Annotated in this window: 14 protein-coding genes; 2 read left to right on the forward strand and 12 right to left on the reverse strand. The window is 60.8% G+C overall.

The genetic code is table 11. The features are described 5' to 3' along the window. On the forward strand, positions 1 to 541 hold a 541-nt coding region (locus tag VFZ66_22670), incomplete at its 5' end, for a C40 family peptidase (GenBank protein HEX6292008.1). Positions 542 to 643: 102 nt separating this feature from the next. Here the strand turns inward: VFZ66_22670 and VFZ66_22675 are convergent. The 4 genes from VFZ66_22675 to VFZ66_22690 all read right to left on the reverse strand — a co-directional run bounded on the left by VFZ66_22675 (position 644) and on the right by VFZ66_22690 (position 4,224). Next, on the reverse strand, positions 644 to 2,353 hold the full coding sequence (locus VFZ66_22675) for an ATP-binding protein (protein HEX6292009.1): 1,710 nt from the start codon (positions 2,351 to 2,353) through the stop codon (positions 644 to 646). Between the two features lie 140 nt (positions 2,354 to 2,493). Next, entirely contained in the window at positions 2,494 to 2,967 is a 474-nt protein-coding gene (locus VFZ66_22680; protein HEX6292010.1) for an NUDIX hydrolase, read from the reverse strand. Positions 2,968 to 3,045: 78 nt separating this feature from the next. After that, positions 3,046 to 3,708, reverse strand: coding sequence for a histidine phosphatase family protein (locus VFZ66_22685; protein HEX6292011.1), 663 nt, complete (start codon positions 3,706 to 3,708; stop codon positions 3,046 to 3,048). A gap of 222 nt (positions 3,709 to 3,930) precedes the next feature. Then, a complete protein-coding gene (locus tag VFZ66_22690; GenBank protein HEX6292012.1) occupies positions 3,931 to 4,224 on the reverse strand; it encodes a helix-turn-helix transcriptional regulator in 294 nt (97 codons plus the stop codon). A gap of 262 nt (positions 4,225 to 4,486) precedes the next feature. Here VFZ66_22690 and VFZ66_22695 point away from each other — a divergent pair, with 262 nt between their 5' ends. Further along, on the forward strand, positions 4,487 to 5,191 hold the full coding sequence (locus VFZ66_22695; protein ID HEX6292013.1) for a HAMP domain-containing sensor histidine kinase: 705 nt from the start codon (positions 4,487 to 4,489) through the stop codon (positions 5,189 to 5,191). Here VFZ66_22695 and VFZ66_22700 read toward each other — a convergent pair. From VFZ66_22700 to VFZ66_22735, 8 genes are all read right to left on the reverse strand, one after another. Next, positions 5,188 to 6,111, reverse strand: a complete 924-nt coding sequence (locus VFZ66_22700) for a universal stress protein (GenBank protein ID HEX6292014.1) — start codon at positions 6,109 to 6,111, stop codon at positions 5,188 to 5,190. The two genes, VFZ66_22695 and VFZ66_22700, sit on opposite strands and share 4 nt — an antisense overlap. A gap of 97 nt (positions 6,112 to 6,208) precedes the next feature. Next, the gene (locus tag VFZ66_22705; GenBank protein ID HEX6292015.1) at positions 6,209 to 7,192 is read right to left on the reverse strand and encodes a universal stress protein; all 984 of its coding nucleotides are present in this window, start codon (positions 7,190 to 7,192) and stop codon (positions 6,209 to 6,211) included. 90 nt (positions 7,193 to 7,282) lie between these two features. Beyond that, positions 7,283 to 7,471 (reverse strand): hypothetical protein, encoded by a 189-nt coding sequence (locus tag VFZ66_22710; protein HEX6292016.1) that lies wholly within the window; start codon positions 7,469 to 7,471, stop codon positions 7,283 to 7,285. 24 nt (positions 7,472 to 7,495) lie between these two features. Further along, the gene (locus tag VFZ66_22715) at positions 7,496 to 7,921 is read right to left on the reverse strand and encodes a hypothetical protein (protein ID HEX6292017.1); all 426 of its coding nucleotides are present in this window, start codon (positions 7,919 to 7,921) and stop codon (positions 7,496 to 7,498) included. Positions 7,922 to 8,053: 132 nt separating this feature from the next. Then, complete coding sequence (locus VFZ66_22720) at positions 8,054 to 8,620, reverse strand: universal stress protein (protein HEX6292018.1); 567 nt, start codon at positions 8,618 to 8,620, stop codon at positions 8,054 to 8,056. Positions 8,621 to 8,928: 308 nt separating this feature from the next. Then, positions 8,929 to 9,699 (reverse strand): alpha/beta fold hydrolase, encoded by a 771-nt coding sequence (locus VFZ66_22725; GenBank protein HEX6292019.1) that lies wholly within the window; start codon positions 9,697 to 9,699, stop codon positions 8,929 to 8,931. Positions 9,700 to 9,877: 178 nt separating this feature from the next. Next, complete coding sequence (locus tag VFZ66_22730; protein ID HEX6292020.1) at positions 9,878 to 11,179, reverse strand: peptidylprolyl isomerase; 1,302 nt, start codon at positions 11,177 to 11,179, stop codon at positions 9,878 to 9,880. Positions 11,180 to 11,351: 172 nt separating this feature from the next. Beyond that, complete coding sequence (locus VFZ66_22735; protein HEX6292021.1) at positions 11,352 to 11,888, reverse strand: hypothetical protein; 537 nt, start codon at positions 11,886 to 11,888, stop codon at positions 11,352 to 11,354. Positions 11,889 to 12,173: the final 285 nt, after the last annotated feature.

The raw sequence follows: 12,173 nt of genomic DNA on the forward strand, positions 1-12,173 counted from the left end.
CGGGCTGCCGAGCGAACGCGGATCGTCGCTTGTGGCCGTGCCAGCGCCGCAAGACGTATTCCGCACCGCCAGCGCCGCAGATGAGCTGTCTTACCAGGGCACGATGGCGCTGGGCTCGCCCGATTCAACCGGCGAGCAGGCACCACGGGTTGCTACACCTTCATATGACGCAGCCGAGATGGCGCTGCAACATGTCGGGGCCAGGTATCGCTACGGCGGCGCGAGTCCTCGTGGCTTTGATTGCTCCGGCCTGACGATGTATGTCTACGCTCAGCTTGGCGTCGATCTGCCGCATCGCGCGCGCGCTCAGTTCAGCGCCCGCTTTGGACAGCCGATTGAAAGCATCGCCGAGCTGGCTCCTGGCGATCTCGTCTTCTTCGAGCGAACGACCAGGGCGCGTGGTATCACACATGTCGCGCTCTACGTCGGCGACGGTATGATGGTATCCGCGAATTCGCCGCGCACGGGCGTGCAGCACGTCAATATCTACGGCTCTTATTGGAAACCCCGCTTTGCCGGTGGTCTGCGCCCATATCGCTAGTGCAGTATCGAGGAGTCTATTGGCGAAAGCGCCGCCGAGTCCGGTAGGGAATCGGCGGCGTTTCAGGCTCGTCTGTGTGTCAACCGGCGAGCGAGCTTGCGGCTACTCGGTGGATGCGACATCGTGCTGTTGAGGCGCATCGGGGGCTGCCTGCAATTCCATAGCAAGCGGCAGCGACAGCGTACAGGTTGTGCCCTGGCCTTCGACGCTCTGGATCATCACCTGCCCGCCATGCGCCTCGACAACCGCTTTGCTGAAGTAGAGGCCAAGCCCCAGGCCGCTATAGTTCAGCTCCGGCGCGTTGGATGCGCGGAAAAACGGCGTAAACAACTTCGGCACATCCTGCTGCGGGATGCCGATTCCCTGGTCGGCGATCTGCACGTGTACATGGTCCTCTTCAGCCGTCGTTGTGATGGTGATTGGATGGTTCGCGGGCGAGTACTTCACGGCGTTCTCCAAGAGATCCGAGAGCACCCGCTCGATGCGTGGACGCGCGACATTGACCGGCACCTCGCTGTCGGGCTGGAGCAGAATAAAGCGCTCCGGCTGATCCGGCCCGGCCTGGCCTCGCTGCTGCGCTACGCACGCTGCAACGATCTCAACCAGATCCGACCGCTCGATCTGCATCGATAGAACGCCCTGCTGGAGCAGCGCAACATCTAGCAACTCCGTGCCCAGCGCTGCGAGCCTGTCGGTTTCTTGCTGGATAGTTTCAAGATGCCTGATCAGATCCGCCGGGTCGATCGCTCCCTGACGCTTCACCCTGCGCAAAAGAAACTCGGTCAGGCCGCGAATCGTCGTCACGGGCGTGCGAAGCTCATGGGACGCCGTTGCCAGGAACGCATCTTTGAGCCGCTGCGCCTCGCGCTCCTCGGTGACATCATAAAAGAGGCCGAGCGCGCCAATAATCCGGCCTGTCTCATCGCGGATCGGACCAAGGCTGATCACGATCTCGCGCCATGTGCCATTGCGATGCAGCAGCCGCTGAGCTTGCCCGACAACGCGCTGGCCGTGCAGCGCCGCATGCACGTAGCCATGCACCTCCTCGCGCTTATCGGCATGCACAAGCTGCTCAAGTGTCGCCCCGACGAGCTCCGCGCCTTCGACGCCAAGCATGTCGCGCCAGCGCGCATTGGCGAAGCTGACACGCTGATCCAGATCGAAGACACAGATCGCTTCGGCTGCGCCATGCACCAATTCATCCCAGCGCGAGCTCGTTTCGTCGAGCTGGCGGCGTAAGCGCCGGACGCTATCCATCAGCCGTAGCTGCTCGGCAATATCTGGGCTGGCCTGATCGGTGGCGGGCGTGTACTCCCTCCCAATCACTGCCTGCGCTTCGGGCGTATTCTGGAGATGCACGGCGACATAGCAGCCGGGATCGCCCAGCGCGATCCGCTTATGCAGGACGACCTTGGCGTATCCGAAATTACGCGCCGCGATACCGCCAAAGACCGAGCTGGTCATGAAGCACAGCGATGGTGACTGTCGCACAACCTCATCGAATGGACATGAGGTGGTGCGTACCACGACTTTGGTAGGATCTGCCGAGACGAGCGAGAAATTGCCGTGGATCTTTTGCTTGAGATCGATGATGACGTGAGCGTACTCATCCAGCGTAAACGGGCGGTCGATGCCCCAAAATGCTTTATATTCGGCCTCGATCGCCGCGCCCATTGAAAGGCCAACGTTCATGATGTACGCACCGGCAACCTCGGTGCCTAAAATGCCTTCGTTGAGATGCCCCAGGCTGGCGATCAGACGACGCATAAAGGTGTCGCGATTAAGTTCGATTGGTGTGACGAACTGATCCACAAGGCTACCTATCAGCGTTATGCTGCATTCATCTACTAGCACATATCAGTATAACATGACCCTCCAAGAACACAGGAACGACGGAGCAAAAAGGCTCCTTGTTCGCTTGTTCCCGTGTTTGCTTATGCTCCCAGCCCCGATCACTGATCGTGGTGGACGATATGTTCGATTCCTGACGGCAATCTTTGTAACGCCTGTCTCAGAAAGGAGGGATACAGATCAACTGTTTCAAGCTGATCGACGGGAAACCATTGGAAGATGAGCACAACTCCTGGCTCATCGCCGATAAAGGGTGTGTCCTGTCGACAGATCGCGGCATTGGGCGGCAGCGAGACGAGAAAGTAGAAGGCGATCTCGTGGTGCCGCTGCTGGCTGTACTCGTAGAAATTCTCCACCACCCACAGCAGCCGCTCGATGGAAGCCGCGACGCCAAGCTCCTCACGCAGCTCACGCACCAGCGCCGCCTGCGCCGACTCCGCAAACTCGACTCGTCCGCCGGGCAGCGACCAGAAGCTCTCGTAATCCGCGCGATGCAAGAGAACATGGTGGTCGTGGTAGATGACGCCGACCGTTCGATAATTGAAACGGCCTTGCACGTGGTCGAATGTGAGCATACCTTCTATCGCTCTCGATAATCTCGACTGGAGGCAGCGAGCCAGGGTGCCCCGTCTCAAGCGGGCAGCTCGCTTGCGCTACACATAGGTCCGCATCGGATACGGCAGATGTCCGGTATCGTTGTGCGAGACAAGCATAACACGACCGCTCGAGTCGATCGTGATCTCGCTGATGCCGCAGTTATGCACATCGGTATGAATCCAGGCTGCCTCGGAAACTTCAAGCGCGCGACAAACAAAATACCGCAAGATATTGCCGTGGCAGACCAGCACCTCGTGGCGCTCGGCGCGCGGCGTCGGAATAAAATATTTCTCGAAGGCGCGCCGAGCCTGCGACATCCCCTGCTCGATCAGCTCCCACTCCGTACCGGCGGGCCATAGATTCAACCATCGCTTCATCTCGGACGGGATCGCTTGCCGCCGGGTAAGGCTCTCGTTGCGCGCGGCCTGCGTGTACCACTCGACGAAGGCCGCAGGCAGGTACGGAATGCACTCTTGCAGCAGACGCGCCGGACGGAGCGGGACCTCTGGAAACTGATCGGCAATGATCGCGGCTGTCTCCGCCGCCCGCCGCAGCGGGCTATGGTGAATGATACTGATTGGAAGCTGCTTGAGGCGCTGGGCCGTCAGCTCCGCCTGCTCACGTCCCAGATCGGTCAGGCCGTTGCCGAGCTGATCGAAGGCGATGGCGGTGTGATCGGTTTGACCATGACGAACGAGATGAAGAATTCGCTTGCCCATTGGTGTATCTCTCGTCTCAGGCAGAAGCAAGGAGCCGGTTGGGGAACCGGCGTATGAGATTCTGCCTCAGAAAGGTAAACTCTGGTTTTCTCCTGGTCCTTTGTGCTGTGTTCTGTGTTCTGTGTTCCCTTGTTCTCCGTCCCAAACCCTGGCCTGGCGTCGCAGTAAGGCCGCGCGGCGGCTTAAACAGCGAAGGATGTCCTTGCGAACATCCCTCTGCTGCTACCGCTCATCCCCTAGCTCGCGCTTTGCGTTCTCCTGGGGTGGCATGCGAGTACGGGCATGTGCTCCACGCGGAGCAATATCATCGAACATAAACAGATCCGCCACCGCTACGCCCAGCGCATCTGCTAATCGCTCCAGAGTTTCAAACGATGGAGCGCTGATGCCTCGCTCCATGTTGCTGACAAAGTCGACAGAAATCTCTGCTGCCTCGGCGAATTGCTCCTGTGTCAAATCCTGATAGCGTCGCAGTTGACGTAGCCGTCGCCCAAACTTAACCCGTAGCGTGCTCATAAAAGCCCTTGTAAATATACGGGTGCAAGGATATTGGAGCATGACTACGAGCGACACCGATTGATAATGCGAGTAGCTCCGATTAATAGTACGCTTCCACACGACACATAACTAATAGTACGATCTTATCGTACTATTAGTACGGAAAATCAGAGAAATATGGTACAATACGAGCCAGCGCTCGGCAGGCAGAACCCCTATCAACAACCAGCGAAGAAGGTGTAGACTCACACGAACGGCCTGGCTGCAATCATACAACATTATGGATCAACGTTCATTCGATTACCTGGACGACGAGCGGCTCTGGCTTCTGTCGCTGCTGCACGATTTGAAGGGGCCGCTCAAAACACTCCAAGGCATCAGCGCATTCGTGCTTTCGGATGCGTGTACTCCTGAGCAACAGCGGGAGCTGCTCAGCCAGCTGGGTCCCACCGCGAAGCAGATCGAGCGACGCCTGGCGGCGGTATTCGATGTGATTCGCAGCCCGCTGCAAAGACCGACAGCATTCGAGACTCTGGACCTGGGCACGCTGGTGACGCAAGCGGTCGATCGTTTTCGTGAGGCAATCTGGTTGGACAAGCCGCAGCATCCCGATCGTGCGCTGACGGTGACGATTGGACGCACGAGTCTGCCGATGCTGATCTATGCGGATCGATTTGCGCTGGAGCGGAGTTTGGAAAATGTGCTGCTCAACAGTATCGAGGCGGGAGCGTCGCACATCAAGCTGCGCTTGCAGCAACAGGCGGCGCGGATCACGCTGACCATTCGCGATGATGGCTGCGGCTTTCCGGCGTACGTGCTCTCCGCGCCGCTCAGCCCTGGGCGCACCACCAAACAAACCGGCCTGGGCATGGGTCTGATCTCCGTCGCAGCTAACGTTCGGGCATGCGGCGGTCAGATCCAGCTCGCCAACTGGCCGGGCGGCGCGCAGGTCGAGATGTGGTTTCCGCGTGCTGGCGCTGTCTAGCCTGAGGCAGGCTGTGGGTGGAAGAGCAGCACCGGCACGTCACTGCCGCGCACGACCTTATCGACTACACTGCCGAGCAGCAGCCGCGCAAAGCCGCCGTGTCCATGCGTCGCCAAGGCGATCAGATCGCACGCATAGAGCCGCACCGCTTCAAGGATCGCGTGCGCCGGTTGGTGCGCGTCGAGGATCTGGGTCTGGGGCTGGTATTCGCTCAGCGTGAAGCGCTCGATCACATCCGCGAGATACGCCCGCGCCTGGGCGTGGCGCTCCCGTATGACCTCGCGCTCGAGCATCGCAATATCCAGACCGGGCGTAAAGCCATGCACATCGAACGGCTCGACGACCTGCAAGAGGATATACCGGGCATCCATGAGCTGCCCCAGCGCGAGTGCTGGCGGCAACATCTGCTCGGCGAGCGGCGATCCGTCCAGCGGGATCAGGATGCGCCGGAATGTTGCGATCTGTTGCTCGGCTTCCGCTTCGCGCGGACGCAGCAGCAGTACCGGGGTGGTGCTGTGGCGCACGAGACGATCGGCCACGCTGCCGAGCCAGACTCGCGCCAGCCCACCCCGCCCATGAGTCGTCATAACGATCAGATCGGCGGGTAGACCGGCGGCGTACTCGCCGAGCGCCACGGCGACGGGCGGGTCCAGCAGCACGACCCTGGTGCGCTCGCGCAGGGTATCCGGCAGCCTCTGGGCGATGCCCTCAAGATAAGACCGCTCATGCTCACGGCTAAGCGAGTGCAGCTCCGGATCGATCACCGGCATGCCTGGCATGTAGACCGGAGCGCTCATCGGCACGTGAACATGCGCCAGATGCAGCGCAGCGCCCGAACGCCCGGCGATGGCGCTTGCAAGCGGCAGCGCCTGTTCGCCAAAGGCTGAGCCATCGAGCGGGACGATGATGGCACGATTCATATTCTTTCCTTGCTTCGCGTTCCCGTTGCGCGGTCATCGAACTTTGCGCATGTTCTTGGTTATCGGCTCTCCCCCTGGTTTCCTTGTGCGCCGGGCGCTAGGCTCCGTGCTCCAGGGCATGATCGTGCGCGCGCTCCAGCACCGGTTCTTGGGCACGTACCAGCAGCACCGGCACCATCGCGTCCTGCACCACGCTCCTTGCGACGCTGCCGAGCCACAGCCGACTCAAGCCGCTGCGACCATGCGTGGTCATCACGATCAGCCCGGCTCGCTCGTCGTCGCTGACGCGCAAGATCTGATCGGCAGGCTCGCCTCGAACGAATGTGGCACGGACGCGCACGCCCTCCCGCCGGATCTGCGCGGCGCGATCATTGAGATACGCGGCGACGCGATCGTCCTCCGCCTGGCACTCAGTCAGCATCCAGGCTGGCTCGATACCGCCGTCGGCCAGCGCCACATCGTCGATCGTCGGCCCTACGCCCACCAGAATCAGATCCGTATCCATAGCGATTGCGATCGACCTGGCCTGTGGGAGCGCCTGCTCGGCAAACGCGGAGCCATCGAGCGGCACGATGATCGAGTGGTATGTCGGCACGCTGTAGGGCAGCACCTCCTGCTCGTCGGAGCGCACCAGCAGCAGCGGCACAGGCGTGGTATGCAGCACGTGTTCGGCGACGCTGCCCATGATCAGATGGCGTAGCCCGGTGTGTCCATGTGTCGCCATCGCGATCAGCGCGGTATCGGGCATATGCCGGACAAATGTGACGATCGCGTCGGCGGTGGCGATGCCAACCAGCACTGCCGTGCGAATCTCCAGGTTGGAGCTGTGTAAACGCTTCGCGACCGTGTTGAGATAGATCTGGCTCTGGGTATGCTCTTCCTCAAAGAGGCGTTGTGCCGTCACGGGCGGGATCATCGTCGGATTGGGCAGCATGATCATCGTCTCGGTAGGCGTGACGACACGGAGCAGCGTTAGTCCGCTCTCGGTAGCGCGGGCTAGCGCTACGGCATGCGGCAGGACAGCCTCAGCCAGGGCTGAGCCATCCAGCGGTACGATAATCTGTCGTTTCTGCGTTTCCATGATCGACTTCTTTCCCATAGCTGCATGGCTCTCATCTTGATCCATCCAGCTCGTCCGCCGCATGACCAGTGAGCGCTGTTTCGAGTCACTTCAGCGGAAGAGCATCACGGCAAGAACGACCAGCAGCCACAGACTGGCGACAAAGGCGATCCCGACGAGCATACCGAGCAGCAGCTCGATAACCGTGACAGGTGTGCTGTCGCTGCGCTCGTACTCATTGAGCGCGCGCTGCGTATCAGCTCGACTACTCAGCCAGGATATATAAAGGTGGGTATCCATAGAATTGTATCTTTCCAAGGGCCATCAAGCGCTTGCCAGCCTGTCTACGCCATCCGCTGATGGGTCTGGCAGGTGCGTCGCTGGCCGTTCTTTTAGGCTGCTCGCCAGCTCGGCGATACGTCGCAGGGCATTCTCGAATTCGGTCAGCTCCATCTCGGCGTGATAGGGATAGAAGTGCGGGTCGTGCCGCTCCTGCTCCTCGATCAATGCCTCAAGCTGCTGCCGCAGCTTCACCCAGTCGCGCTGCCACATGCGCAGCGTAGATGCCGGACCTGACGGCTGCTCGCCAAGGGTATCCAGCGCGAGCCGCTGCCCGCAGCGTGGGCAGGAGGCGATCGGCCCCTCGTTCCAGGCTCTAGCGCCGTCGTAGAACGCGGGATGCGTACGCGAGCATGCGTAGACATCGCGTACCCGCACGGGATATCCACAGATGTGATAGCGTAGTTCCACAGCAATGCTCCTTTTGCTCAGCGAGGCCACTCCATCCACTGCTGTCGCCGATGGCGTACACTATCTCGGTATGTTTATGCGTTTCGAGCAACATCGGTGTCCAGGTTGCCATACAGTCTCCGCACGTCGTGCTTATTTAGGGATGGAAACAACTGCCGTCTCGCGCGTGACCTGCGTCGTGATGGGCCGGGCGAATGGCGAGATCAGCAGCACAGGAATCGTCAGCTTCGACACAACCTGCTCGGCGACGCTGCCGAGTACCAGACGACGCAGGCCGGTACGACCATGCGTTGCCATCGCGACGACATCCATCTTGTGCTGCTCGGTCACATCGATGATCTCTTCCGCCGGATCGCCAAAGCGGATCATGACCGAAACCTGAAAGCCCGCCGCTCGTAGTCGCTGCACATCCGGCTGTAGCTCAGCCTCCAGCCCGGCGCGCAGGCTCTCGTCGCGCTGATTGTCATAGATCGGATGATGCGCCAGCTCGGCCTCACGCGCCGAGTCGTAGGTTGTGAGCAGCATATGATCGACGGGCAGCGGACGCGGCGGCGCGGCGACGAGGCTTTCGGGCGGCTCCGCAACCCGCAGGAGCGTCACATGGTACTCACCGGGGTCGAACAAGCGGCAGATAGGCGATAAAATTTCGCGGCTGAAGGCAGAGCCATCAAGTGGAATAAGCGCGTTGTGTCTTGTCATTGACACACCTCCATCGGCTGGGTCGGCATCGGCGTTACGATGCAGATGTCTGCACCACGTGTGAGCGGCGAGCGCGAAAGCACCCGCCTGATCGCGCCACGATGCCGCAGCATCACAGTGCTCTCCCTGTAGCATACGCACTGCTACAGACGATAACGTGAGGGCTTGACAACAGATGGTTGTGGTTTCTTGACGTGTCGTGCCCTGAAACCTATCCGCGACACGGCTGCACAGCGAGCGGGGCCGCAATGTCGCTGCGACATCACGGCCCCGCTGATGGCTGTATGACTGGTTTGAGCGCTGCGGGCTTAGGCTGGCCTGCCCAGAAACTCGACGACCGTGTCAAAAAATGCATCGGGCGCTTCGGCATGGACCCAGTGCCCGGCTCCCTCGATGGTAGTCAGCGTCGCCTGGGGAAAGAGCGCGTTGATCTGGGGCATGTCGGACTCTTCAACGTACTCCGAGGCCGCGCCCCGAATAAAGAGCGTCGGCCCGCTGAAGCGAGCATTCGACTCGACCGCCGCGATGATCGCGTCGTAGTCCTGATAGATCACGTCGAGGTTGATCTTCCATTTGAAGCGGCCCTGCTCATCGCGGACCACGTTAGTCAGCAAGAACTGACGGGTAGCGCGGTTGGGGATCGAGGCGGCCAGCGCCTGATCAAGCTCGGCCCGGCTGCTGTAGTCGCTCAGACGCAGCGCGCAGAGCGCATCGAAGATCGTGTCGTGGTGCGGCGGGTAGGCTTTCGGCGCGATGTCGACCACGATCAGCTTCCGAACGAGCTCAGGATGGGTCAGCGCAAACTGCATCGCGGTCTTGCCGCCCATCGAGTGACCGAGCAGCAAGGCCGACTCCAGGCCGTGCTGGTGCATAAACTTACGCAGATCGTCGGCCATATCGGCGTAGGTGATCCGATCGCTGTGCGGCGAGCTGCCGTGGTTGCGCTGATCGACGGCGAGCACGCGGTAGTAGGCGCTCAGGCGCTTACTCAGAGTGTTCCAGTTGGTGAGCGAGCCAAACAGCCCGTGCAGGATAATCAGCGGCGTGCCCTGCCCGTAGCTCTGATAATGCAATCTCATGGTTTGCTCCAAGGTGTGGCGCTCCAGCCCGGTTACATGCCGTATTGTACTGCTGCCTCGCGCCACAGTGTTTCTACAGCAAACCATATGCCGCTCAATAGAACAACGGAACACGGGAACAAGCGATTTAAGCCGTTGATCGTTTGTTCGCTTGTTCCCTTGTTCTTCCCATCGCCCTCTAGGGATGCGAGGATCGACCCGCCGCGCTGTGATGGTCGTCGGGAGCGTCCTGCTGCTGCGGCTGGCGATGATCGGGGCCGAGATCTTCATGGGGTCCCGGCGCTTCGGCAGGAGGCTCGACGAAGCGGGTGATGCCAAGCGTGGCCTGCTGTGTGGTGAGCCAGCTCTGGAGCGCATCCTCGCGCATCTGCCTGAGCTGCTGCTCGTCGGGCCGCTGCTCTCGGCTGAGGACTTTGTAGATGCCCCATCCAACCTCGGTCTTGACGGGCTGGCTAATCTGTCCGATCGGCAGCGTCTGGAGTGCCTCACGAGCGCCAGGCAAGAGCCGTTGGGCGATCGTCCAGTAGGGAGTGATACCGTGGTCGTCGAGGGCGTGCTCCCTGGCGATGACGCTAAAATCAGCGCCGGCCATGAGCCTAGCATAGATCTGATCGGCCTCCGCTTTGCGCGGTTCCAGGGCTGTTTCTCGCAGCTTGACATCTTTTGTCAGCGAGATGGGAATGCTCAAGAACAGCGATTGCGCCTGCACCTGTGGTACGATCGGTGCCGATGTCGCGGGCACCAGCGCCTCAGCGATCCGGTCGCGTAGCAGATCCAGCCGCTGGAGCCGCAGCGCATACTCGCGCAGCTCATCCGGCGAGAAGTTGATCGAGAGGCCGGGGCTGTTCTGCTCAAGCTGGGCGGCTAGCCGTGTCAGGCGGGCGCTCAACGTCGAGTCGATGATCTGTCGCGCCTGATCGGGGGAGATCGAGTCACGATCTGCCTGCTTGCCGTGGGCATCGGGGGCCTGCTCCTGGTGATCGTCGTGGTGGTGATCGCCTTCCTGCGCGTCGGCCTGCAACGCCTGCGCCAGGGCCGCCAGCACTGCGGTATCATCCACGCCGCGCTGCTCGCGCTCGGCTCCCTGAAGCAGCGTCTCCTCAAGAATCCAATGGTCGATCAGCGCATGATCCATCGGCGCATTCTGGAGCGCGCGCAGCTCGGCTGCGACCTGGCTGACCAGGTCTGTCGGTGCCTGATCGCGATGCTGATGATCGGCTTGCCGCTCGTCGGCCTGATGCGCTTCGGCTCCCGCAGTATCAAGCTGCTCCAGGATGGCGCTATAGACGACTTGAAGCTCCAGCAGCTTCCTGAAGTAGCTCCCGCTGGCGGTCTGATCGCCAACCTGTGCGACGGGTCGGCTGGGGAGATAGATGTCTTCCCAGAGCACGCGCAGGCCCATGCCAAGCAGCACAATGGCGACAACCGCTGCACCCTCAAGCAGGATGCGCTGGCTGCGTGATCTCCTTCGGATTGCCATAAGGTTCCTCTGCAAGGTGTGATGATGGTGAGTAGGAGGATAACATAGTATGATAAGCCTGGCTCAGGCGAACCAGGCTCCAGCGTACAAGGTTCTGGATCAGCATCGGAGCGGGGATGAAGCGCGTTGGTAGGGTAGCACCTCCACACCCCCGGCCTCACGGCGCGCTGGTCTACCAGGCGCAGTGCAGGTGGCCCTGATGTCCGCCCGGATCGTTCAGCGGCCCAAAGGCTTCGACCGCGCCGAGAGCTGCACAGCGCTGGCGGAAGCCCTCGCCCCAGCTACCGCCCACGGCACCGCCGTTGACGTAGTCCACGTCCATGGCGCGTCCCTGATAGTGGTACGAGCCCGAAGAGCCGTGCCGCCCACCGGCGATTGCCGTCACGCGGTAGGAGTAGCCGTAGACTGAGCGCAGGCGCTGCATGCCAAAGAGCAGGTCGTGCTTCAGATAAACCTGGGTGTGCCCGTAGTGGCCCCAGGAGCTGCGCCACGAGGGACGACCGGCAGCGGCGTCGTTGATGTTGGCATTGGCCGTGGAGGAAGGCTCGTAGTTTCCGCTCACGTGGTAGGTCAACAGGGTAATAGCGGCATTTTGCTGGACCCAGTAGGCGTGGGTGTCCCAGTTGTTGGTAGCGCCCGCGTTTGGCGCCATGAAGAACGCGCCGAGCGCGATCGCCGAGAATAAGACCGCCCTAATCAGAACCTTCATTGTGAAACCTCCTTGTCTTGAACGTTGTGCTTGCGGTTTCCACCAAATCTTTCACTATAGGGTATCAGCGCCGTCTGAAAATGGTCTGAATAAATATCAAAAAATCTAAACAATTCCTGTTTAACCTTTGTTTACCTTTAAGGGCTGTAGCACTGCTCGCTCCAGGCCCGCTCAGGCCACGGCGCACTGTCGTCAGGTTTAGGAGTTACGCGGTCATCCAGGCTAGAGGGCTTTTTGCCTGCGGCAGCAAGGAAGATCCCGGTTTTGTTGTGTGGTTTTGTTCCC

It is taken from the genome of Herpetosiphonaceae bacterium, assembly GCA_036374795.1.
Taxonomy (GTDB): Bacteria; Chloroflexota; Chloroflexia; order Chloroflexales; family Kallotenuaceae; genus LB3-1.

What these genes read in the sequence shown, in the direction of transcription:
- VFZ66_22680 (HEX6292010.1), bottom strand. Translation starts at nt 2,967, where the DNA reads ATGCTCACATTCGACCACGTGCAAGGCCGTTTCAATTATCGAACGGTC.
- VFZ66_22685 (HEX6292011.1), bottom strand. Translation starts at nt 3,708, where the DNA reads ATGGGCAAGCGAATTCTTCATCTCGTTCGTCATGGTCAAACCGATCAC.
- VFZ66_22690 (HEX6292012.1), bottom strand. Translation starts at nt 4,224, where the DNA reads ATGAGCACGCTACGGGTTAAGTTTGGGCGACGGCTACGTCAACTGCGA.
- VFZ66_22695 (HEX6292013.1), top strand. Translation starts at nt 4,487, where the DNA reads ATGGATCAACGTTCATTCGATTACCTGGACGACGAGCGGCTCTGGCTT.
- VFZ66_22700 (HEX6292014.1), bottom strand. Translation starts at nt 6,111, where the DNA reads ATGAATCGTGCCATCATCGTCCCGCTCGATGGCTCAGCCTTTGGCGAA.
- VFZ66_22705 (HEX6292015.1), bottom strand. Translation starts at nt 7,192, where the DNA reads ATGGAAACGCAGAAACGACAGATTATCGTACCGCTGGATGGCTCAGCC.
- VFZ66_22710 (HEX6292016.1), bottom strand. Translation starts at nt 7,471, where the DNA reads ATGGATACCCACCTTTATATATCCTGGCTGAGTAGTCGAGCTGATACG.
- VFZ66_22720 (HEX6292018.1), bottom strand. Translation starts at nt 8,620, where the DNA reads ATGACAAGACACAACGCGCTTATTCCACTTGATGGCTCTGCCTTCAGC.
- VFZ66_22725 (HEX6292019.1), bottom strand. Translation starts at nt 9,699, where the DNA reads ATGAGATTGCATTATCAGAGCTACGGGCAGGGCACGCCGCTGATTATC.
- VFZ66_22730 (HEX6292020.1), bottom strand. Translation starts at nt 11,179, where the DNA reads ATGGCAATCCGAAGGAGATCACGCAGCCAGCGCATCCTGCTTGAGGGT.
- VFZ66_22735 (HEX6292021.1), bottom strand. Translation starts at nt 11,888, where the DNA reads ATGAAGGTTCTGATTAGGGCGGTCTTATTCTCGGCGATCGCGCTCGGC.